This is a genomic window from Herminiimonas sp. NPDC097707, assembly GCF_044761395.1.
Taxonomy (GTDB): Bacteria; Pseudomonadota; Gammaproteobacteria; order Burkholderiales; family Burkholderiaceae_D; genus Oxalicibacterium.
Map to the genome: position 1 here is coordinate 1,175,773 of NZ_JBIWCI010000001.1, position 23,117 is coordinate 1,198,889.

Genomic DNA, 23,117 nt, shown 5'->3' on the forward strand with positions numbered 1-23,117 from the left:
TGCTCTATTTCGCTAACTTATTGGGCGAACGATGGGAACGGCAAGAAATAAATCAGGAAACCCAGCACGCCGAGAATCATGACGAATGCGTAGTGATAAATGTAGCCGGTCTGCAGCGTACGAACGATACCTGAGAACCATCCCACCAGCTTCGCACTGCCGTTCACGATCAATCCATCGATCAGTGTCTTGTCGCCCACATTGGAAAAACCACCACCCAGTGCACGTGCACCGCGGGCAATGACGACTTCATTGAATTTATCCATGTAGTACTTGTTGTCGAGCAGCTTGTACACGGCATGGAAATTCTTGAAGAACCAGGCTGGAACGCGCGGATTGATCATGTAGCAGTAGTAAGCCGACACCACGCCAGCCAACGCCAGCCAGAACGGCGCCGTTTGCAGACCGTGGATCGCCATTGCCATTGCACCATGGAACATTTCACTCAGTTCTGCCATGCCGCCATGCTTCGGATCAACGGTAATCACGCCCTTGAAGAAATCGCCATGCAACATGGGTTCGATCGCAAAGTAGCCGATCACAACCGATGGTATCGCCAGCAGAATCAACGGCAGCGTCACCACCCAAGGCGACTCGTGCGGTTTTTGGCCGGGAGCCAGACCGTGATGCGCCGCATCGTCATGTTCGTCATCAGCGTGAGCATGATCGTCATGCGCATGATCAGCATGTGCCTTGCCGAAACGTTCTTCACCGTGGAATACCAGGAAGTACATGCGGAAGGAATAGAACGCAGTCACGAACACGCCAGCCAGTACTGCAAAGTTGGCAAAGCCTGCGCCAGTAATATGAGTCGCATGCACCGCTTCAATGATGCTGTCTTTCGAGTAGAAGCCCGAGAACAATGGTGTACCAATCAATGCCAGCGAACCCAGCAAGGAAGTAATCCATGTGATCTTCATGTACTTGCGCAGACCACCCATATTGCGGATGTCCTGATCATGATGCATGCCGATGATGACGGAACCTGCAGCAAGGAACAGCAGCGCCTTGAAGAATGCATGCGTCATCAAGTGGAACACGGCAACCGAGTAAGCCGATGCACCGAGTGCTACGGTCATGTAACCCAGTTGCGACAGCGTCGAATAAGCGACTACGCGTTTGATATCGTTTTGAATGATGCCCAGGAAGCCCATGAACAGCGCAGTAATCGAGCCGATGATCAGGATGAAGGACAAGGCCGTATCCGACAACTCGAACAGCGGCGACATGCGTGCCACCATGAAGATACCTGCCGTCACCATCGTCGCCGCGTGAATCAGTGCGGAAATCGGGGTTGGGCCTTCCATCGAATCAGGCAGCCAGACGTGCAGCGGGAACTGAGCCGATTTACCCATCGCACCGATGAACAGGCAAATGCAGGCTACCGTCAGCAGCATCCAGTCGGTACCCGGCAGAGTCAGCAGCGCCAACTCATCTTTCTTTGCGAAGACTTCAGCGTAATCCATGGAACCGGCATAAGCCAGCAACAAGCCAATACCCAGGATGAAACCGAAATCGCCGATACGGTTAACCAGGAAGGCTTTCATGTTCGCCACGACTGCGGTCGGTTTGGTGTACCAGAAACCGATCAGCAGGTAGGACACCAGACCCACAGCTTCCCAACCGAAAAACAGCTGCAGGAAGTTGTTGCTCATGACCAGCATCAGCATGGCAAACGTGAACAGGGAAATGTAGGAGAAGAAGCGGTTATAGCCTTCATCTTCTTCCATGTAACCTACCGTGTAAATATGCACCATCAGCGACACAAAGGTCACCACGCACATCATCATCGCGGTCAGACTGTCGATTAGAAAGCCGACTTCAAGTTTCAGTCCGGCGACCGTCATCCATGTATACAAACTGTCATTGAACGTGGCGCCGTCAAGAACCAGCGACATCGTGTGCAAGGACAGGATGAATGCGATCAACACGCCAAGTATCGTCACGGAATGCGACGCCTTGCGGCCGATTAAATTGCCAAAAAATTTGGTACCAAACAAACCAGCAATCAGTGATCCCGCAAGTGGTGCCAGCGGTACGATCAGAAGGAGGTGTGGGTTAAGTTGCCCCGCCATGATGATGAAACCTTATCGTTATTGTTCGGAATTAGCCTTTGAGACTGTCAAGATCTTCGACATTAATGGTGTCCAATGTACGGAACATGGAAACCAGAATGGCAAGACCGATTGCAGCTTCAGCGGCGGCTACCGTCAAAATGAAGAAAACAAAAACCTGGCCGGCGGCGTCACCAAGATAGTAGGAGAACGCGACGAAATTCATATTTACCGACAACAGCATCAATTCGATGGCCATCAATAAAACGATGATGTTTTTACGATTCAGAAAAATACCGACTATCGAGATCGCGAACAGGATCGCGCCGAGAATCAGGTAATGTACGAGCGATAACTCCACAACACTCCCCTTATTTTTGTTCTGCTGCAGGAGCAGCTGATTGATCGCCGTTGGCGCGTGTGGATTCCGCTTTCATCTTCACGATGCGCAGACGATCACCCGCCTTGACTCTGACCGCATCTCCAGGCGCAAAATACTTGGTATCTTTGCGCTTGCGCATCGTCAAAGCCACTGCCGCCACCATCGCTACCAGCAACAGCAATGCAGCGAGCTCGAATGCATACAGATACTGGGTATAAATCAGCTTGCCCAGCTCTTTTGTGTTGCCGATCATGGCCGCTGCTTCCGGCACGTGCGTATGCGCTTTCCAGAAACCGCGGAACAGAACGGCTGCCATTTCCAGCACAATCACAACACCGATGGTCGCTGCCAGCGGCAGATAACCCCAGAAGCCTTCACGCACATTGCTGAGCTTGATGTCGACCATCATGACAACGAACAGGAACAGCACCATCACTGCGCCGACATATACCAGCACCAGTACGATGGAAAGGAATTCCGCCTTGAGCAGCATCCACAATGCTGCAGCCGTACAGAACGACAGCACAAGGAACAATGCTGCATGTACCGGATTGGAATCGGTGACGACACGTATGGCAGCGAGGATCAGAATCACTGAAAACACGTAAAACAATACAGTTGTAAATTCCATAATCAACCAAAAAGTCAGCAAAAAGTCAGCGTAAAGGTAAGCCTAAAAACGCTGCTAATACTATTAATCAACGATAGGCCGCGTCGGCGGTGCGTGCAGCTGCAATTTCGGTTTCGTAGCGATCACCTACTGCCAGCAGCATTTCCTTGGTGTAGTACAGATCGCCGCGTTTCTCGCCGTGGTATTCGAAAATATGTGTTTCCACAATCGAATCGACCGGGCAGGATTCTTCGCAGAAGCCGCAGAAAATACATTTGGTCAAATCGATGTCGTACCGTGTAGTGCGACGGCTGCCGTCGTCACGCTGTTCCGATTCGATCGTGATCGCCATTGCAGGACACACTGCTTCACACAGTTTGCAGGCGATACAGCGCTCTTCACCGTTCGGATAACGACGCAGCGCATGCAAACCACGAAAACGCGGCGACTGCGGTGTCTTTTCTTCCGGGAACTGCACGGTAATCTTGCGCGAGAACATATAGCGTCCGGTCAGGGCCATGCCCTTGAGCATCTCGCGCAACATCAAACTACCGAAAAAATCCTTGATTGCTTCCATTTTGGCTTCCCTTTTTGCTCAGCCTTGCTGCATTAATGCCAGATATTCCACGGGGTTTTCATCCAGATCGCAACGATCAACAGATAAACCAAAGTCAATGGAATGAATACTTTCCAACCCAGGCGCATGATTTGATCGTAGCGATAGCGTGGGAACGATGCACGGAACCAGATAAACAGGGTCACGACAAACAGCGTCTTGATACCCAGCCAGATCCAGCCCGGAATCCAGGTGAATGGCATCGCATCAATCGGTGACGACCAGCCGCCCAGGAACATCAGCGTTGCCAGCATCGCAATCAAAATCATGTTTGCGTATTCAGCCAACATGAACATTGCAAATGACATGCCTGAATATTCAACCATGTGTCCGGCAACAATCTCTGACTCGCCTTCCACCACGTCGAATGGGTGACGGAACAATTCAGCTGTACCGGAAATGATGTAGATGACAAACATCGGCAGCAGCGGCAACCAGTTCCACGACAGGAAGGTCAGGCCCATGTCGGCACCACGACCGCTGGTTTGTTGCAGAACGATCTCCGACAGATTCAGGCTGCCCGACACCATCAATACAATCACCAGCACAAAGCCCATCGCGATTTCATATGAAATCATTTGCGCCGAGGCACGCATCGCACCGAGGAAGGCATATTTGGAGTTCGATGCCCAGCCTGCCACGATCACACCGTAGACTTCCAGCGAAGTAATCGCCATCACGAACAGCAAGCCTGCGTTGACGTTTGCCAATGCTGCTTCAGGTCCGAACGGAATTACCGACCACGCCGCCAACGCTGGCATGATGGTCATGATAGGAGCGATCAAGAACAGCGCCTTGCTCGATTTCGCCGGAACGACGATCTCTTTGAGCAATAGTTTGACGCCATCGGCGATCGGTTGCAGCAAACCTGCAGGGCCGGTGCGGTTAGGGCCATGACGCACATGCATCCAGCCGATGACTTTGCGTTCCCACAAAGTCAGATAAGCAACCGCGCCCATCAATGGCGCAACAACCGCAACGATTTTTACCAGAGTCCACACCAGCAACCAGTAATCGCCGAGGAAAGAGTTACCCGTTGCGTGGACGGATGCCAACAATTGATCCATTACGCTTTCTCCACGCTGATAGCACCAAACATCGCGCCCAAGCCTGCAGTCTCCTGACGTCCGGCAGCTACGCGCACCACATTCGCTGGCAATGTAGGAGCAATCGCTGCGACCAGCACTGCGCTACCCTCACCCTGCTTTACTTTGACTCGATCACCGGCAGCGACACCCAGCTTGCTCGCCAACTCGGACGACAACCATGCTTGTGGCACGGCGGCATCATTGGTTTCTTGCAACGCTGGCGCACGACGCACGATGGCATCGGTCGCATAAATCGATACATCGGCAACGCGTTCCAGCGACGATGTCGTTGCCGCCGCAGCAGCTTGCGGCGCCGTCTTGCCTAAATTATTCAGATGCGCCGTCAGATTTGCATCTGCCGGTGCACTCACACCGAGAATTTCGTTACGGATTGCTTCCGAAGTTTCGTACTCAAAACCCTGCAGACCGGTCAGATTGCCCAGTACGCGCAATACCTTCCAGGCCGGGCGTGTATCGCCCAGTGGCTTGACGGTGCCGTTGAAACTTTGTGCACGACCTTCGCAGTTGACAAAGGTGCCGGAAGTTTCCGAGAACGGTGCGATCGGCAGCAATACATCGGCGAAGTCTGCGCTGTGTTTGAATGGCGACATGACCACAACCATTTCAGCCTGCTCCAACGCGCGACGTGCAACTTGCGGGTTAAAGGTATCCAGCTCAGGCTCTGCGTTCAACAGCAAAAATGCCTTGCGCGGCTGAGCGAAAATCTGCGCCGCAGAAGCACCGTTCGCACCTGCCACATAGCCACCAACACTGTTTGCCGCTTCCGTCAGAAAGCCGAATTTTGCTTCGGTATTTTGTGCAATCCATTGCGCCGCAGCGTGCAGTTGGGCCGCTTGCGGATGTTGCAATACAGCGTTACCGAGCAATACTGCTTTTGGCTCGCCGGACAACAGGCTGGCCGCGATTTGCTTGGCTTCCACAGAAGCTTGAATGTTTTCAAAGCCCGCTGGTGCAGTCATGCCTTTAGCTTGCGCAACTGCTGCCACGACTTCAGACAACGCTGCCAGCCAATCGGATGGCGCCTTGATCATCTTGTTGGCAACCGGCATCAGCAGATCGTCATCCGTCGCATGCAGAATGCTGACGTTGGCACCTTGCTTGACTGCCTGACGCAAACGCGCTGCCAGCAAAGGATGATCTTTACGCAGGAAGGAACCGATGACGAATGCACGCTTCAAGCCCGCAAATTCATTGATCGACATACCCAGCCATGGCGTAATCGATGCATCCAGCGAAGCATCGGCCTGACGCAAGCGGAAATCAACATTGTTGGAACCCATGCCGCGCACGAGTTTGCCCAGCAAGGATAATTCTTCCAGCGTCGAATCCGGCGTGGCGAGAGCGGCAATCGCCTCGGCACCGTGTTCGTGCTTGATGTTGCGCAAACCATGCGCAACATATTCCAATGCGGTCTGCCAGTCGGTTTCCTGCCATTTGCCGTCTTGCTTGATCATCGGGCTGGTCAGACGCTCTTCGCTATTCAAACCTTCGTAGGAGAAACGATCCTTGTCCGAAATCCAGCATTCGTTGACGTCGTCGTTTTCCAGCGGCAGTACGCGCATGACTTTGCCGGCTTTCACTTGCACAACCAGGTTTGCACCCAGGCCGTCATGTGGACTCACCGATTTGCGACGCGACAATTCCCAGGTACGAGCGCTGTAACGGAACGGCTTCGATGTCAGTGCGCCAACCGGGCACAGATCGATCATGTTGCCGGACAATTCGGAATCGACAGTTTTGCCGACAAAAGAAGTAATCTCTGCGTGTTCGCCGCGACCCAGCATGCCGAATTCCATCACGCCGGCAACTTCCTGGCCGAAACGGACACAACGCGTACAGTGAATGCAACGGCTCATCTCTTGCATCGAAATCAGCGGGCCGACGTCTTTCGGTACGACCACACGCTTTTCTTCTGCGTAACGCGAAGTTGATTCGCCGTAGCCGACCGCCAGATCCTGCAATTGGCATTCGCCGCCCTGATCGCAGATCGGGCAATCGAGCGGATGATTAATCAACAGGAATTCCATCACGCCTTTTTGTGCCTGCACTGCCTTCTCGCTATGCGAGCGCACGATCATGCCGGGTGTGACCGGGGTCGCACAAGCCGGCAAAGGCTTGGGTGCTTTTTCAACCTCGACCAGACACATGCGGCAGTTCGCCGCGATGGATAATTTTTTGTGGTAACAGAAGTGCGGAATGTAGGTGCCGATTTTATTGGCAGCGTCCATCACCATGCTGCCGGCTTCCACTTCGACTTTTTTACCGTCTATTTCGATTTCAACCATGGCCATACTTTTTTGCCTTAGTGTTCTCAGTTACGTATTCAGCAAGCTGACTTAAACGTACGCAGGTACCAAGCAATGCTTATGCTCGATGTGATATTCAAATTCTTCGCGGAAATTCAGAATCATCGCGCGTACCGGCATCGCAGCTGCATCGCCCAGCGCGCAGATCGTGCGGCCCTGGATATTGTCAGCAATCGAATTCAGCATATCGAGATCTTCCGCCCGGCCCTGCCCGTTTTCGATACGGTGCACCATGCGATACAACCAACCGGTACCTTCACGGCACGGCGTGCACTGACCGCAGGACTCTTCAAAATAGAAGTAGGACAATCGTAATAGCGACTTGACCATGCAACGTGTTTCATCCATCACGATGACGGCGCCAGAACCCAGCATGGAGCCGGCCTTGGCGACCGAATCGTAATCCATATCCGTAGCCATCATGAGGTCGCCCTTGACGACCGGCACTGACGAGCCGCCAGGAATGACTGCCTTGAGCTTTTTGCCGCCGCGCACACCACCTGCCAGCTTCAGCAATTCGGCAAATGGGGTGCCGAGCGGAATTTCGTAATTGCCAGGATTCTCAACATCGCCGGACACCGAAAAGATTTTGGTGCCACCGTTGTTTGGCTTGCCCATTGCAGCATAAGCTTCAGCGCCCACCTGAAAAATGAAAGGCACCGCAGCAAAGGTCTCGGTATTGTTAATCGTGGTTGGCTTGCCGTACAGGCCATAGCTGGCAGGGAAAGGCGGCTTGAAGCGCGGCTGACCCTTTTTACCTTCGATCGACTCCAGCAAGGCGGTTTCTTCGCCGCAGATATACGCGCCATAACCATGGAATGCGTGCAACTGAAAGCTGTATGCTGAACCCAGGATACGATCACCGAGGAAACCTGCTGCACGCGCCTGTTCCAGCGCCTCTTCAAAACGTGCGTATTCGGCGAAAATTTCGCCATGAATATAGTTGTAACCGACGCTGACACCCATCGCATAAGCAGCAATGGCCATGCCTTCAATCACTGCATGCGGGTTGTAGCGCAGGATATCGCGATCCTTGAAAGTGCCTGGCTCGCCCTCATCAGAATTACAAATCAAATATTTTTGACCTTCGTAATTCTTCGGCATGAAGCTCCACTTCAAACCGCTTGGAAAACCAGCACCACCACGGCCGCGCAGTGTCGATGCCTTGATTTCAGCAATGACCTGATCAGACGTCATGCCTTCGCTCAGGATACGCTTCAGCGATGCGTAACCTCCGCGTTTGACATATTCTTCGAGACCCCAGTTATCACCGGTGAGGCCGGCCAAAATCAATGGCTTGATATGACGATTATGCAGACTGGTCATTTTTTCAATTCCTCTACCAGCGCATCGATCTTGTCATCCGACATGAAGCTGCACATGCGTTTGTTATTCACGATCATCACAGGCGCATCGCCGCAAGCGCCCATGCACTCGCCTTCGATCAGCGTGAACTGGCCGTCTACCGTCGTTTCACGATAGTCGATACCGAGTTTGTGTTTCAAATAGTGTGCGGCTCTCTCGCCGCCGGACAACAGGCAAGGCAAGTTGGTGCACACTGAAATCTTGTGCTTGCCGACCGGCTTAGTGTCATACATATTGTAGAAAGTCGCCACTTCCTGCACCGCGATCGCCGGCATGCCAAGGTAGTCGGCAACGTCCTGCATCACCTCCGGTGGCAACCAGCCGGTTTCATCCTGCGCAATGGCGAGTGCCGCCATAACGGCAGACTGTTTCTGATCTGCTGGGAATTTGGCGATCTCGCGATCGATTTTTTTATACGCTTGCTCTGATAACAGCATGTCTATGCCTCAAATATTGAGCCGCGATTAGCGGTCAATCTCACCAAACACAATATCTTGCGTGCCGATGATGGTTACTGCATCGGCAATCATGTGACCCTTGGCCATTTCATCCAGACCCTGCAGATGCGGGAAGCCTGGCGCACGAATCTTCATCCGATACGGTTTATTCGCGCCATCCGAAATCAGATAAACACCGAACTCGCCTTTTGGATGTTCCACTGCGGCATATGCCTCACCCACCGGTACGTGGAAACCCTCGGTAAACAGTTTGAAGTGATGGATCAAATCTTCCATGTTCGACTTCATGTCTACACGTGATGGCGGCGCAACCTTGTGGTTGTCCGTCATGACAGAACCGGGATTATTGCGCAGCCACTCAATGCATTGCTTGATGATGCGATTCGATTGACGCATCTCTTCAACGCGCACCAGATAACGATCGTAACAATCGCCGTTGGTACCGACTGGAATATCGAAATCCAGCAAGTCGTACACTTCGTACGGCTGCTTTTTACGCAGATCCCATTCAATGCCCGAACCGCGCAACATAGGCCCGGTAAAGCCCATTGCCATGGCGCGCTCCGGCGTCACCACGCCAATGCCAACCAGGCGCTGTTTCCAGATACGGTTATCGGTCAGCAGGGTTTCGTATTCATCGACGTAAGTCGGGAAACGATTGGTAAAGTCTTCAATGAAATCGAGCAGGGAACCCTGACGGTTCTCATTCAATTTATTAATTGCTTTGGCGTTACGAATAATCGATGCCTGATGTTGCGGCATTGCATCCGGCAAATCACGATAAACACCGCCCGGACGATAGTAGGCAGCGTGCATACGCGCGCCGGAAACCGCTTCGTAACAGTCCATCAAATCTTCACGTTCACGGAATGCGTACAGGAACACGCCCATTGCGCCAACGTCCAGCGCATGTGCGCCCAGCCACATCAGGTGATTCAGGATGCGCGTGATTTCATCGAACATGACGCGGATGTACTGTGCACGCAAAGGCACTTCGAGATTGAGCATTTTCTCAATCGACATCACATACGCATGCTCATTACACATCATCGACACATAGTCGAGGCGATCCATGTACGGCACCGATTGCAGATAGGTCTTTTGTTCGGCGAGCTTCTCGGTCGCGCGATGCAACAAACCGATATGCGGATCGGCACGTTGAATCACTTCGCCATCCAGCTCCAGAACCAGGCGCAACACACCGTGCGCGGCAGGATGCTGAGGACCGAAGTTAAGGGTGTAGTTCTTGATCTCAGCCATTATTTCATCCCGTATTGTTCTTCACGGATCACACGCGGCACGTTTTCGCGCGGATCGATCGTGACGGGTTGGTAAATTACCCGTTTTTGCTCAGGGTCGTAACGCATTTCAACGTAACCGGAGACTGGGAAATCCTTGCGGAATGGATGACCGATAAAACCATAGTCGGTCAAAATGCGACGCAAATCGCTGTGGCCTTCAAACAGGATGCCGAAAAAGTCGAACGCTTCACGTTCGTACCAGTTGGCAGCCGGCCAGATTTCCATCATCGATGCCACCACCGGCATCTCATCGTCCGAAGCGAATACGCGCACACGTACACGCCAGTTATGCGTAATCGACAGCAGATGCGATACCACAGCAAAACGCTGCCCATCCCAGGTGCCATCGCCATAAGTCGAGTAATCAACACCGCACAAATCAATCAATTCTTCGAAGCGCAAATCGGCATGATCACGCAGTACGCGCATGGCGGATGCATAATCTCTCGAATTTACTACGATGGTGATTTCACCCAACGCAAGCGTCAGAGTTTGGAGTTGATCGCCGAGCGCATTGCGCAAGGCCGATTCGAGGAGTTCAAGTTTGATCGTCATAATTAACTAGGCAGCCTCTTAGCGAGCGATCGTATTGGTACGACGGATCTTGTTTTGCAATTGCATGATCCCGTACAACAACGCTTCGGCAGTTGGGGGACAACCCGGAACATATACATCCACTGGCACGATACGATCGCAGCCGCGCACCACCGAGTAGGAGTAGTGATAGTAACCACCACCGTTGGCGCAGGAACCCATCGAGATCACCCAACGCGGCTCTGCCATCTGATCGTAGACCTTGCGCAACGCCGGCGCCATTTTATTGCACAGTGTGCCGGCGACTATCATCACGTCGGACTGACGCGGCGAAGGACGGAACACTACGCCAAATCGATCCATGTCGTAACGCGAAGCGCCGGCATGCATCATCTCTACCGCGCAACATGCGAGACCAAAGGTCATCGGCCACATCGAACCGGTACGAGTCCAGTTAATCAGCTTGTCGGCTGTCGTAGTAACGAAGCCTTCGTTCAATACGCCTTCAATTGCCATGACTTACTCCCAATCCAGCGCGCCTTTTTTCCATTCGAACACCAGACCGATAGTCAGCACTCCAAGGAAAATCATCATTGACCAAAATCCGAGCATCCCTACTTCGCGCATCGCTACCGCCCAAGGAACTAGGAAGGCCACTTCGAGGTCGAACAGGATAAATAAAATTGCGACGAGGTAATAACGCACATCAAACTTCATGCGCGCATCTTCAAAGGCTTCAAAGCCGCATTCGTAAGGAGAGAGTTTTTGTGCGTCTGGCTTGTGCGGGCCGAGGATACGCCCCAAGACTTGAGGCACGACACCAACACCAATGCCAACCAGAATAAAAAGCAGAACAGGGAAGTAAGTTTCGAGGTTCACGATTCGCAGCAGTAAGTTATACGGTTAATTGACGCGCAAAAAATCCGTTGAATTAAGCGACTATCTGTCGATAAAAAGCCAGCTCAGGCACTCCCTTGCTGGCCTTGTTTTTGTTTGGTGCCGACGGCGAGACTCGAACTCGCACAGCTTTCGCCACTACCCCCTCAAGATAGCGTGTCTACCAATTTCACCACGTCGGCATTAGCCTTACATTCTAACCCGCTTCAAGACATTTGCTCAATCTACAATTGCATCAAAACATGATAAAACAGGCACTTTTACACTCTTAAATGCACTAAATACGTATTAATACTTAGTCATTTTGGAATCTGATTTGCATGCTCTTTTTCAGATGACGATGCAGGCGCAGCAGGCTGTACATTGGCAGGTGCACCCGGCACTTCTGCAGACTTGGTTTCCGCACCAGGAACAGCAGACACCGGCAAATTTTCCATCACGCCGGCACTGGTTTGTGCAGGCTTATTGCTGATGAATGCGAGACCCAATGTCGCAGCAAAGAAAATAGCTGCTGCAACGCCGGTAAACTTCGACAGGAAGTTCGATGATCCGGTAGCACCGAACAAACTTCCCGAGGCGCCCGAACCAAAGGATGCGCCCATATCGGCGCCCTTGCCATGTTGTAGCAATACGAGTCCGATAATCGTCAATGCAGACAGCACTTGAACAACGACGATGATGGTATGCAAACTATTCATTTAATTTCCAGTTTTAGGTAATTCGTAATAAAGCCAGCGACCTATGCCGCGCGGATAATCGCCAGAAAATCCGTCGCCTTCAATGCCGCTCCACCAATCAGGCCGCCATCGATATCCGGCATGGCGAGCAACTCTTTGGCGTTATCCGGCTTCATGCTGCCACCGTACAAAATTCTCACTTCCGTTGCAGCTTGCGCATTCTTTGCATGCAAGCGCTTGCGCAACATGACATGGACTTCCTGCGCCATCTCCGGCGTCGCCGTCTTGCCGGTTCCAATTGCCCAAACCGGCTCGTACGCCACTACTATTTTCGCCAGATCATTCTCTGCAATCGATGACAATACCGCATCGATTTGTCGACCTACGACTTCATCGGTCTGCCCTGCTTCGCGCTGTTCCAGCGTCTCACCAACACAGACGATAGGCATCAGGCCGGCATTCAAGGCGCGCACTGTTTTTTGCGCTACCAGCTCATTCGACTCGCCGAAATATGCACGTCGTTCGGAGTGACCGACGATCACATAACGACAGGCAAATTCCAGCAGCATCGCAGCTGACACTTCACCGGTATAGGCACCGGCATCGTGACTCGACACATCCTGCCCACCTAATGCGATCGCGCTATCCGACAACAATGACATGCACTGAGCAAGATAAGGTGCAGGAACGCATACTGCTGCATCACATGCGGGATGGCCAAACTCGGCTTTGATCTCTGCCAGCAAAAGAGCATTGGCAGCAAGACTGCCATTCATTTTCCAGTTGCCTGCGACGAGTTTGCGGCGCATATGAAATCCAAGATTCTAATAACCCGCTATTCTAGCTTGTTGCAGCAAGCATGGTCAAACTAGATGCTTGACCCAGGTCAATAAAAAACCGCTCAATGCATGCGCAATGAGCGGTTTTTGTTTTTACCTTCAGGCAAGCCTGATTCAGGCTGATTACTCTTGCGGCGCCGCTTCCGGATTTTCTTCTGCGAGCGCTGCCTTCATCGACAATTTCAAACGACCACGGTCATCTGTTTCCAGAACCTTAACGCGCACTTGCTGGCCTTCTTTCAGGTAATCAGCAACTGCATTGACGCGTTCGTTGGCAATCTGGCTGATGTGCAACAAACCATCTTTGCCTGGCATGACTTGAACAATCGCGCCGAAATCCAGCAATTTCAGAACGGTACCTTCGTAGACCTTGCCGACTTCAACAGAAGCGGTCAGTTCTTCGATGCGACGTTTGGCTTCCTGGCCAGCAGCTGCGTCGACGGAAGCGATGGTGACAACACCTTCATCGCTGATATCGATTTGAGTGCCGGTTTCTTCGGTCAAGGCGCGAATCACTGCGCCGCCCTTGCCGATCACGTCACGGATTTTTTCCGGATTGATTTTGACGGTGATCAGGCGTGGTGCGAAGTCGGACAATTCGCCAGTCGTGCCGCTAGGCACTGCTTTTTCCATTTCGCCGAGGATATGGATACGGCCTTCTTTAGCTTGCGCCAAAGCGACTTGCATGATTTCCTTGGTGATACCCTGGATTTTGATGTCCATTTGCAAAGCGGTAATACCGTTTGCGGTACCAGCCACTTTAAAGTCCATGTCGCCGAGGTGATCTTCGTCGCCGAGGATGTCGCTCAAGACTGCAAACTTGCCGCCGTCCTTGATCAGACCCATGGCGATACCAGCCACATGCGCTTGCATAGGCACGCCAGCGTCCATCAGTGCCAGGCAGCCGCCGCAGACCGAAGCCATCGACGACGAACCGTTGGATTCGGTAATTTCCGAAACCAGGCGCACCGAGTAGCTGAAATCTTCAGGCGCAGGCAAGGCTGCAATCAGCGCGCGTTTCGCCAAACGGCCGTGACCGATTTCGCGACGCTTTGGTGTACCGACACGACCGGTTTCGCCAGTTGCGAACGGCGGCATGTTGTAGTGCAACATGAAGCGATCCGAGTACTCGCCCATCAATGCATCGATTTTTTGTTCGTCGCGTGCGGTGCCCAAAGTTGCGATCACCAATGCCTGCGTTTCGCCACGGGTGAACAATGCCGAACCGTGGGTACGCGGCAAGACGCCGGTACGGATCGTGATTGGACGCACGGTGCGTGTGTCACGACCATCGATACGCGGTTCGCCATCAAGGATTTGCGAACGAACGATTTTTGCTTCCAGATCGAACAGGATGTTGCCGACTTCGGACGAGTCCGGCGCAGCGCCGCCGACCGAAGTAGCTTCTGCAGCAACTTCAGCATTTACTTCTGCAAATGCATCTTTCAGCTTGGCAGTACGTGCCTGCTTGTCTTTGGTTTGATACGCTGCACGCAATTTTGCTTCTGCAAAGTGCGCTACGCGTGCGATCAAGGCTTCGTTCTTTGCTGGAGGCGCCCACTGCACTTCAGGCTTGCCGCCGTCACGTACCAGATCATGGATCGCATCGATGACTGCTTTCATCTGATCGTGGCCGAAAACAACCGCGCCCAGCATGACTTCTTCCGACAATTGTTGCGCTTCCGACTCAACCATCAACACTGCAGTTTCGGTACCGGCAACAACCAGATCCATTTGCGATGTTTTCAGTTGCGATGAAGTCGGGTTCAATACGTATTGACCATCGATATAACCGACGCGAGCAGCACCCAGCGGGCCTGCAAATGGAATGCCGGAAACCGACAATGCAGCCGATGCGCCGATCATTGCAGCGATGTCCGGATCAATCTCAGGATTGACCGACATCACGTGAATGATGATCTGCACTTCATTCAAATAACCTTCCGGGAACAGCGGACGAATCGGGCGATCGATCAGGCGCGATGTCAGTGTTTCTTTTTCGGAAGGACGGCCTTCACGCTTGAAGAAGCCGCCTGGAATACGACCAGCAGCGTAGGTTTTTTCTACATAATCAACGGTCAGCGGGAAAAAATCCTGACCTGGTTTTGCATCCTTGCGAGCGACAACCGTTGCGAGTACGACCGTATCTTCGATCGAGACGAGTACGGCACCGGAAGCTTGACGAGCGATTTCGCCGGTTTCAAGCGTGACCGTATGTTGACCATACTGGAAAGTTTTAGTGACTTTATTAAACACGGGTGTTCCTTTCTAATTTTACCGACAGATTTTCAGGTGCTGTCGTTCACCTCACCACAAACGACACAACAAATCAGGCGTCGCTTTTATTGCTTACCTACCGAGAGTTACTGGGTACTTCATTGCGAACAACAAACTTCAAAAAGACAAAATGCCCGCATCAGAGAACTGACGCAGGCATTTTTCTATGCAAGCCGGATAAAATAACGCAAACGGATTACTTGCGCAGGCCGAGCTTTGCGATCAGATCACGATAGCGCGTTGCGTCCTTGTTTTTCAAGTAAGACAGCAGGCTTTTGCGACGATTGACCATCATGATCAAACCGCGACGGGAATGGTGATCTTTCGAGTGTGCTTTGAAGTGACCGTTGAGGTCGTTGATACGTGCGGTCAACAGAGCGACTTGCACTTCTGGTGATCCGGTATCGTTTGCGCCACGTGCGTTATCTGCAACGATGGCAGCTTTGCTTGTTTTTTCGAGAGACATGATTGAATTACCTTTCACATGCGATGCACAGAGTTCTCACCCCACACACCGTGAACAACGATTAATAAAACAGGTCAAATTGACCAGCCCCGGAGTATAACGGAAAACTCAAGCGGCTCAAACACTTGGCGGCACTTATTTTAAGGCAACCGAAATGAACTATGTTCAAAAAGCAATATTGAGCGGATTAGCCCTGCTGCTCACTGCCTGCGCTGTTCTCATGCCCTCTCCAGTTCAGGTCGGCGAGACCGAGGCCCAAGTCATTGCCAAACGCGGGCAGCCGACTGCGCGCATTCCCGACGTGAACGGCTATCTGCTGGAATACACGCGCAATCCCTGGGGACAGGCCACCGATATGGCGCGTTTCGACCGTGATGGCAGGCTGGTTTCATACGAGCAAGTGCTGACAACGGAGAAATTCGCCACCATCAAACCAGGCGTATCGACCAAAACCGACGTGTTGCGCACCGTAGGCCATCCTTCGGAAACATCTTATTTGCCACGCCTGCAACTGGAAGTGTGGACCTATCCCTACAAGGAAGCTGGCGTGTGGAACTCGATGATGCATGTTCACTTCAACAACAATGGCATCGTCAACAAGATGGAAAACGGGCCGGATCTGCGCTTCAATCGCGATGGCAAATTCGGTTTTGGCGGCTGGTGAAAGTAAAACCGCTTGTGATTGCTTTAGTTGCCTGGCATCAGACCTCCCTGATGCTGGATCGCGCATAAAACCTCAAGCGCTTATTTTGTGCAGTGCAGTCCCTTTATGCAAAGCAATGTGATCTGTTTTGACACTCTGGATTTCATATTGCGGCTCCGCTACGCTGGCGTGATGCGTATAGCCCTTATAAATCACTTCCTTCGTATGCACCTTGATGATTTTTCCCGAGACGCGTCCCGCTTCCGAATTCCAGCTCACGTGATCACCGACTTTAAATCCATGTGTCATGACGCAATTCCTTCCGAATTGACAGGCAACGCTTCTGTATCAATTGGTGGATAAGTAATTTGCCTTCCTTCCACATGTGCAAACGCGGTAAGCACATGCGGCCTGCGCTCCTTTGGCCCGATAATGTCTTCCACCCGCACGCCCCGCACCAGCAAGGCATCACCGATCATCGAGCGATGACAGCGCCACGGCACCGCTTCGGCACACATCAATACACAGCGTTCGGTACGTGCCAGATTCGCAATCCAGTCAACACCATCGGAAAATTCCGTTGATTGCATGTAATCCGCATACCCCCTGAACGAGAGATTGCGCCAGCCGGCATTGGGAGAATCACGGCGCGCGTGACGCAAACCGCCGAGATTGGGAAGATGAGTATAGGTAATGCCCACCTCCTTTAATGACACAGGCAGGACATCCCGATTGAATTGCGGATTATGGCGCGAACGCGGCACCGTTCTCACATCAAGCACGTGAACGATGTCATTGCTTTTCAGTAGAGCCAGAAAAATTTCCAGCGAACGGTTGGAATGACCGATCGTACAAATCAGCGGCTCTATCGGTGCAGGATCGTGACTCATAACATCGGCACTCATCATGAAAATCCTTATGCACCTTGCGGCAGCACGAAAAGGAAGAAGATGATTATTTTTCCTGCTGCCTGCGTATCACTGCAAGCCTGGAATACTCACCCTCGCCCACACGAAACAGCTCTCATTCAAAACGAATGCCATCAATACATGACGACCGACAAACGAACGTCCATACGTATAGGGATCTATATAGTGTAGCGATAAGGGATGTGCCGCGCTGGCGACGACCGATTCCGGTGCGCACGTAGCCGGAATCCGGCAGGCAGGAGAATTTACAAGAGCTCGGCTGTGATTGTGGAAATGACGGAATCCGTTTCCAGATCGTATTACCGGGTGCAAGAACAAACTTTTCAGACAAAGCAAAAGGGGCTACGTCTTTTGAACGTAACCCCTTGTATATGCTGGTGCGGCTGGCAGGAATCGAACCCACTACCCCTTGGTTCGTAGGTAAGAGTTAATATGTTTTTTAACGTCCGATGAGATCCAAGAAATATATTTTTATCCTTTTTATTCAATTAGTTACATAACTTTGTGTCCAAAGACGTTTGTTGACGTGCAGCACAATCCATGTAAAACTTCTTACCAATTTCTTACCAACATTTCCGGTTAGATAACAATAAGAGGTAGCAATGGCCACGCAAAAACTAACCGCAACTGCAATTGAAAAGTACAAGCCGACAAAAAGTGACGAAACGAAATCAGACGGTAACGGGTTATCACTTCGGTTTCGTAAGGGCCAGTCGGGGAGCATTTCGCGTAGCTGGATGTATGCCTACAAGGTAGGTACTAAATCGGTTTATATGGTGCTGGGCGATTACGACGCCAGCTTGCCGGAATTTGAAACGACACTATATAAACTAGAAGCCAATGCGCGACTGACGCTTGCGACTGCGCGGCGCATTGCTGTCGAATTGACCGACTGGCGAAAAAATAGCATCGATCCAAAAGAGTTTGTACAAAACGAGATTATCCGACTTGCCACCGAAAAGCAGGAAAGAGAAGCAGCAGCGGAGGCGATCAAGCTGCAACTGGAAGCCGAAAATCTAACCACTCAAGACCTGTTCGACGAATGGATTATCACCACCGACCGCAAAGACAAAGGCGCAGAGCTGCGGCGCTTGTTTGCGCGTGACGTATTGCCTAAAGTCGGCGCCAAGGCGCTTAAATCGCTTACAGAAAAGGATATGCGCAGCATCCTTGACGGCGTAGTCAATCGAGGTTCCGATCGCATGGCCGTCATGCTTCTGTCAGACCTGAAGCAAATGTTCCGCTGGGCCGAAAAGCGCAGACCATGGAAAAAACTCATCGACGATAACCCGGTCGAACACCTGGAAGCAAAGCGCATCACGTCTGAAGACTACGACGGAGCCGAGCGCACCCGCACTCTATCCGCTGACGAAATTAAAGACCTGTCAGAAAAATTACCAAAAGCTAGCTTACTAAAGCGCACGGAAATTTGCATGTGGATCATGCTGTCCTGCTGCTGTCGTATAGGCGAGGTCATCAAGGCCCGGTGGGAGCATATCGACATGGAGAATGGCGTGTGGACAATCCCGAAAGAGAACGCCAAAAACAAGATGGCGCACACCATCTACCTGTCGACATTCACCCTTCCCCACTTTCGCGAACTGAAGCAACTAGCTGACAAAAGCGCGTGGTGCTTTCCGCGTGACGACGATGAAACCCACGTTTGTATCAAGTCCACGACGAAGCAGGTACGTGACCGCCAAAAGCCCCCGGGTGCCAAGCCAATGTCGAACCGCAGCCAGAAAGCCGATGCGCTTATTCTATCCGGTGGGGATTGGGTTCCGCATGACCTTCGCAGGACCGGCGCGACCATGATGCAAAGCTTGGGAGTGGTGCCTGACGTTATCGAACGCTGCCTAAATCATGTCGAACCGAACAAACTGCGCAGAACGTACCAGACCTACGACTATGCAGCTGAAAAACAAGAGGCATGGCAGCTGCTGGGCGACCGCCTGTCATTGATTCTGAAACCTGCAGATAACGTCATCCTCATGCGGAAGGCTTAGATTTTAACCGTCTCGACGGCACCAGGAAGCGGCGACAAGGATGAGGAACATCCAAACCACCTCACCACAATTACTACTAACAAGAAAGACTTCCGGATAATTTCCCTGCATCAGATCGGCTGCTAGGAAACAGTGCGATCACTAAATCTGGTCATATGAGAACTTGCAGGACACGAGTTTCCTTGTTGCTTGATATTCTTCACCAGAGTACTGGTGACGACCCCGTTTCGAAATCAGGTACAAGTTCTTCCTTGCACGTGATCCGATGACATATAGATAGTAGTTTCATCGCACTTTCTTGGCCGTTCGGGTCATTAAAGTGCGGCACCATGTCTTCCAACAAAGCATAGGTGATCACTGCATCAAACTCCACCCCCTTCACGCCGTGGATTGTTGAAATAGATATGCCTGTCCGGCTCTGAAATACCTTTCTAAACGTCTTGATATCCCCAATGAATTGGCTGCCCTCGCTCTTCAGCCGCTCAATTCTAGCTTGCGAACTACCGAAGAACGCTGTGTAATGCTCTTGAGGCAGCGGAAAAATGAAAAAATGATTTTCTTCCTGTTGCAATTCAGCATATCCCCCCGCTCCCTCGGAACAGCTTTATACAAAACGCTTGCATTCAATACATTACGAGCCGATTAAACAGACGCCTGCACGTCAACGCATTTATATTTTGTAGCGACAAGGGCTGTGCCATGTTGGCGACGACTTATTTCGGTGTGCACGCATTTGATATCTACATTTTTTATATCATGGATAACAAATTTGCAGCGTAAGCTCACCTACTAGGAGATAAGTATGAAGTCCCTTGAGTTAGCCGTTCCGCCACCCATTATCATGCTCGTAACCGCCTTGATCATGTGGCTGCCTTCCGTCTTTCTACCTGGGCTCACCCTGCTCGCGCTCAGCAGCGTCACAGCGGCGCTGATCACCGGCCTATTGGGCCTCGGCGTCAGCATGGCGGGAATCCTAGCCTTCAAACACGCACACACTACACCCAATCCAAGAAAACCCGGCTCTGCATCAACATTGGTTACGTCCGGCGTCTATAGTTTTACCCGCAATCCGATGTACCTGGGGATACTGATGATGTTGATCGCTTGGGCGCTATTCCTAGGCAATGCATTGTCGCTACTGTTTGCTTTCGCCTTTGCGCTTTACATCCATCACTATCAAATCCGGCCCGAAGAACGATTTCTTCAGGAAAAATTCGGTACCGACTTTGCGTCATACAAGGCGAAGGTCCGGACGTGGATATAGTCTCGTGTACGGCATTCACTTTTGTTATTGAAAACGATAAAAGCGACAGCGCGAACAGACCTTAGCTGCCCGTCAAATGCTCTTAAATGCGTAAACTGTCCTGCCCGCTATATACGCCTCCTCTACAGAAGTCGAGTCCCGAGCAAGTACCTTATTGCGATGAGGGTGGCGACCAAACGCAGCAATAACCTGCCTCACGTCATCGGCTTGCTTTTTTACCAGCGACTGGCAAATAAACCGCGGCGGCGTCGGCGATTCTGTAAGGATATCCTGGCGTAGCCGGATAAGCAGTTCAATACGATCTGAGCCTTCGTAGTGGCCTAGCGGCAAACAAAAAACAATCTTGTGCCACGGTCTGCTTAGAGCGGCATAGTGACCGTTCGCAATGCCATCCAGACCAGCAACAGCGCAGCATCATCCTGTACATATGCGCGATCCGTGCCACGCCAGATAGAACGTGAAAACTGATCGAGCACGATGATAAGAGCAAGTCTACTGTGACGGTCGGACACCCAGTAAGCAAGATCACCTTAGGCAGCTTTTGCAGTGAGATCGGGGAACCGGGCCATGATCACGCTATCCGTAAAGCGTGATTTCTTCACTGCAAAACCTCCTTAATTTATTTCGAGAAAATTCTACCTTTTTAGACCGCTTTTTTATGGGGGGATTCCCCTTTCTTGAGCGTGTAAATCTGATATCGTTCTTCTTGGCTGAGGTGTGTGTAGCTCATGTGCAATTTCGACTAGCCGGTCAAAAAATCATTGATGCTACCGCATCGCACCCACCTGACATGCTTGGTTCATAAATTGCACTTCATACTAGAATTCGCCGATTTTTACTAAGTGGGAAAAACATTTTTAAATTGGCAGGTTTCGCTTTATGAATTGGTAAAGAAGATAATGACAAGCACAATGAAAAAAACGGCAACGATGTAGATTATTCCCTACGCTGGCACCACCCACGCGCGATCAGAAAACTAAATTCCTAGGGGCAAACATGATCAAAAATGACCTTACTATTGCCGGGCTGCTATCTGCTTCGGCATCGACTACCCAAACGTCAACACCACTACCACCGACCATCGTTTATTCAGAAGTACATTATCAAGACTATAAATTCAAAAACGGTCAAACGCTGAATAATCTAAGGCTACATTACGCCACCATGGGCACGCCCCTTTGCAATACAGTTGGCGAGATTGACAACGCGGTTCTTGTATTACATTGGACAGCAAACAGTAGCGCCCAAGTTCTCACTTCTGAGTATCAGGAAACGCTATTTGCAGCAGGTAAACCACTCGATGCAAATAAATACTTCCTGATATTTCCAGACAATATTGGACATGGGAAATCGAGCAAGCCAAGTGATGGATTGCATGCACACTTTCCACAATACGGGTACGAAGATATTGTAGAAATTCAGCACAGGCTCATTACCGAGACGCTGGGTATTCGCCAACTGCACGCTATTCTAGGGATGTCCATGGGCGGAATGAACGCATGGCAATGGGCAGTTAAATATCCTGATGCGGTCCAGGGCATTATGCCCGTCGTTACATTTCCTAAAGCAATCACAGGACGTAACTTATTGTGGCGCACCATCGTTATCAGCGGAATAAGAAACGATCCTAGTTGGAACGGTGGTAATTACACAAAACAGCCAGATAATTTCCAATATGGTTATCTTCTTCTGAGAATGATGATCGATAGTGTTCCGCGCATTCAAACTCTGGTGCCAGATCCGAACAGTGCGGAAAAATGGATTGAATCAGTCAAGAAAGAAAGCACTTCTGCAGATGCGAATAATGTGCTGTATGCATTGGAATCGTCTCGTGACTACAATCCAGAACCCGGACTAAACACAATCAAAGCAAAAGTGTTTGCCCTCAATGTTGACGATGACGAGTTCAATCCTAATGCGTTACAGATCCTACAAAATATGATCAAGCAAGTACCCAATGGAAGTTATCACATCCAAAAAAGTACTGGCACTTCACCAGGCCATCTCATCATTACAAGACCGAGTCTATGGAGCAATCATGTAAGGACATTCATGGAAAGCCTTGAACAAATCTGATGATTAAATAATCGAGGTTGCGAGCACAAAAAACTTCGGGTGGGCGGATTCAACCGGTCGTAGCATCATTAAATTGTTGAACAAAATTTAGATGTAGTAGTTCAAAGTCTTGTTTAACGTTGCTAGGCCACCGGAAATTTTGAAATATAAATGGAAAAAGCCCGTAGTTACACGGGATTTTAGGTTTTTAGTGCCGTTCCACGCATGAAACTAGTAGGCCCCAAATCATTCCTGGCACGTAATCTGTGTCATGCCAAATGCCCAATGTGAGCAACGTCATTCTTAGAACAAGCTTTAAACTGACGTCA

General features: G+C 51.1%; 23 protein-coding genes, 1 tRNA gene and 1 pseudogene. 4 read left to right on the plus strand and 21 right to left on the minus strand.

The window, feature by feature from the left end:
* Positions 1 to 17: 17 nt before the first annotated feature.
* From nuoL to rpsO, 17 genes are all read right to left on the minus strand, one after another.
* Positions 18 to 2,075 (minus strand): NADH-quinone oxidoreductase subunit L, encoded by a 2,058-nt coding sequence (nuoL, locus tag ACIQW9_RS05635; RefSeq protein WP_402334010.1) that lies wholly within the window; start codon positions 2,073 to 2,075, stop codon positions 18 to 20.
* Between the two features lie 31 nt (positions 2,076 to 2,106).
* Positions 2,107 to 2,415 (minus strand): NADH-quinone oxidoreductase subunit NuoK, encoded by a 309-nt coding sequence (gene nuoK, locus ACIQW9_RS05640; RefSeq protein WP_402334013.1) that lies wholly within the window; start codon positions 2,413 to 2,415, stop codon positions 2,107 to 2,109.
* Between the two features lie 10 nt (positions 2,416 to 2,425).
* Complete coding sequence (locus ACIQW9_RS05645; protein ID WP_402334016.1) at positions 2,426 to 3,067, minus strand: NADH-quinone oxidoreductase subunit J; 642 nt, start codon at positions 3,065 to 3,067, stop codon at positions 2,426 to 2,428.
* 67 nt (positions 3,068 to 3,134) lie between these two features.
* Complete coding sequence (gene nuoI, locus ACIQW9_RS05650) at positions 3,135 to 3,623, minus strand: NADH-quinone oxidoreductase subunit NuoI (RefSeq protein ID WP_011871300.1); 489 nt, start codon at positions 3,621 to 3,623, stop codon at positions 3,135 to 3,137.
* Between the two features lie 32 nt (positions 3,624 to 3,655).
* Positions 3,656 to 4,729, minus strand: coding sequence for an NADH-quinone oxidoreductase subunit NuoH (gene nuoH / locus ACIQW9_RS05655; RefSeq protein ID WP_402334019.1), 1,074 nt, complete (start codon positions 4,727 to 4,729; stop codon positions 3,656 to 3,658).
* Complete coding sequence (gene nuoG / locus ACIQW9_RS05660) at positions 4,729 to 7,056, minus strand: NADH-quinone oxidoreductase subunit NuoG (protein ID WP_402334021.1); 2,328 nt, start codon at positions 7,054 to 7,056, stop codon at positions 4,729 to 4,731. The genes nuoH and nuoG overlap by 1 nt, the downstream gene beginning before the upstream one ends.
* Positions 7,057 to 7,107: 51 nt before the next feature.
* A complete protein-coding gene (gene nuoF / locus ACIQW9_RS05665) occupies positions 7,108 to 8,403 on the minus strand; it encodes an NADH-quinone oxidoreductase subunit NuoF (RefSeq protein ID WP_402334024.1) in 1,296 nt (431 codons plus the stop codon).
* Positions 8,400 to 8,879, minus strand: coding sequence for an NADH-quinone oxidoreductase subunit NuoE (gene nuoE, locus ACIQW9_RS05670; protein ID WP_402334026.1), 480 nt, complete (start codon positions 8,877 to 8,879; stop codon positions 8,400 to 8,402). Before nuoE ends, nuoF begins: the two co-directional genes overlap by 4 nt.
* A 27-nt stretch (positions 8,880 to 8,906) precedes the next feature.
* The gene (locus ACIQW9_RS05675; RefSeq protein ID WP_402334029.1) at positions 8,907 to 10,160 is read right to left on the minus strand and encodes an NADH-quinone oxidoreductase subunit D; all 1,254 of its coding nucleotides are present in this window, start codon (positions 10,158 to 10,160) and stop codon (positions 8,907 to 8,909) included.
* Entirely contained in the window at positions 10,160 to 10,756 is a 597-nt protein-coding gene (locus tag ACIQW9_RS05680) for an NADH-quinone oxidoreductase subunit C (RefSeq protein ID WP_402334032.1), read from the minus strand. Before ACIQW9_RS05680 ends, ACIQW9_RS05675 begins: the two co-directional genes overlap by 1 nt.
* Positions 10,757 to 10,774: 18 nt before the next feature.
* Positions 10,775 to 11,251 carry an NADH-quinone oxidoreductase subunit B family protein gene (locus tag ACIQW9_RS05685; RefSeq protein ID WP_011871307.1) on the minus strand — a complete coding sequence of 159 codons (477 nt, stop codon included), beginning with the start codon at positions 11,249 to 11,251 and terminating at the stop codon, positions 10,775 to 10,777.
* Between the two features lie 3 nt (positions 11,252 to 11,254).
* Positions 11,255 to 11,614, minus strand: a complete 360-nt coding sequence (locus tag ACIQW9_RS05690) for an NADH-quinone oxidoreductase subunit A (RefSeq protein WP_402334035.1) — start codon at positions 11,612 to 11,614, stop codon at positions 11,255 to 11,257.
* Positions 11,615 to 11,729: 115 nt separating this feature from the next.
* Positions 11,730 to 11,814: transfer RNA gene (locus tag ACIQW9_RS05695), tRNA-Leu, on the minus strand.
* Positions 11,815 to 11,931: 117 nt separating this feature from the next.
* Positions 11,932 to 12,330 (minus strand): preprotein translocase subunit SecG, encoded by a 399-nt coding sequence (gene secG, locus ACIQW9_RS05700; protein WP_402334037.1) that lies wholly within the window; start codon positions 12,328 to 12,330, stop codon positions 11,932 to 11,934.
* 41 nt (positions 12,331 to 12,371) lie between these two features.
* Entirely contained in the window at positions 12,372 to 13,118 is a 747-nt protein-coding gene (gene tpiA / locus ACIQW9_RS05705) for a triose-phosphate isomerase (protein WP_402334040.1), read from the minus strand.
* Between the two features lie 153 nt (positions 13,119 to 13,271).
* Positions 13,272 to 15,404: a polyribonucleotide nucleotidyltransferase gene (pnp, locus tag ACIQW9_RS05710; protein WP_402334043.1), complete on the minus strand. Its 2,133-nt coding sequence runs from the start codon at positions 15,402 to 15,404 to the stop codon at positions 13,272 to 13,274.
* Positions 15,405 to 15,621: 217 nt separating this feature from the next.
* A complete protein-coding gene (gene rpsO, locus ACIQW9_RS05715; RefSeq protein ID WP_011871312.1) occupies positions 15,622 to 15,891 on the minus strand; it encodes a 30S ribosomal protein S15 in 270 nt (89 codons plus the stop codon).
* Between the two features lie 154 nt (positions 15,892 to 16,045).
* Between rpsO and bamE the strand changes: the two genes are divergently transcribed.
* Positions 16,046 to 16,555: an outer membrane protein assembly factor BamE gene (gene bamE / locus ACIQW9_RS05720; protein WP_402334047.1), complete on the plus strand. Its 510-nt coding sequence runs from the start codon at positions 16,046 to 16,048 to the stop codon at positions 16,553 to 16,555.
* 72 nt (positions 16,556 to 16,627) lie between these two features.
* Here bamE and ACIQW9_RS05725 read toward each other — a convergent pair whose 3' ends face one another.
* Positions 16,628 to 16,843, minus strand: a complete 216-nt coding sequence (locus ACIQW9_RS05725) for a DUF2945 domain-containing protein (protein WP_402334050.1) — start codon at positions 16,841 to 16,843, stop codon at positions 16,628 to 16,630.
* Positions 16,840 to 17,439 (minus strand): DUF488 family protein, encoded by a 600-nt coding sequence (locus ACIQW9_RS05730; protein WP_402334053.1) that lies wholly within the window; start codon positions 17,437 to 17,439, stop codon positions 16,840 to 16,842. Before ACIQW9_RS05730 ends, ACIQW9_RS05725 begins: the two co-directional genes overlap by 4 nt.
* Positions 17,440 to 18,065: 626 nt before the next feature.
* Here ACIQW9_RS05730 and ACIQW9_RS05735 point away from each other — a divergent pair.
* Positions 18,066 to 19,469, plus strand: coding sequence for a tyrosine-type recombinase/integrase (locus ACIQW9_RS05735; RefSeq protein ID WP_402334056.1), 1,404 nt, complete (start codon positions 18,066 to 18,068; stop codon positions 19,467 to 19,469).
* 199 nt (positions 19,470 to 19,668) lie between these two features.
* Here ACIQW9_RS05735 and ACIQW9_RS05740 read toward each other — a convergent pair whose 3' ends face one another.
* Positions 19,669 to 20,040, minus strand: a complete 372-nt coding sequence (locus tag ACIQW9_RS05740) for a 3'-5' exonuclease (protein ID WP_402334058.1) — start codon at positions 20,038 to 20,040, stop codon at positions 19,669 to 19,671.
* Between the two features lie 231 nt (positions 20,041 to 20,271).
* Here ACIQW9_RS05740 and ACIQW9_RS05745 point away from each other — a divergent pair, with 231 nt between their 5' ends.
* Positions 20,272 to 20,733: a methyltransferase family protein gene (locus tag ACIQW9_RS05745; protein ID WP_402334061.1), complete on the plus strand. Its 462-nt coding sequence runs from the start codon at positions 20,272 to 20,274 to the stop codon at positions 20,731 to 20,733.
* A gap of 72 nt (positions 20,734 to 20,805) precedes the next feature.
* On the opposite strand, the pseudogene ACIQW9_RS05750 reads toward ACIQW9_RS05745, so the two are convergent.
* A pseudogene (locus ACIQW9_RS05750) lies at positions 20,806 to 21,245 on the minus strand (DUF924 family protein).
* 484 nt (positions 21,246 to 21,729) lie between these two features.
* Here ACIQW9_RS05750 and ACIQW9_RS05755 point away from each other — a divergent pair.
* Positions 21,730 to 22,809, plus strand: a complete 1,080-nt coding sequence (locus ACIQW9_RS05755) for an alpha/beta fold hydrolase (RefSeq protein WP_402334064.1) — start codon at positions 21,730 to 21,732, stop codon at positions 22,807 to 22,809.
* Positions 22,810 to 23,117 lie beyond the last annotated feature (308 nt).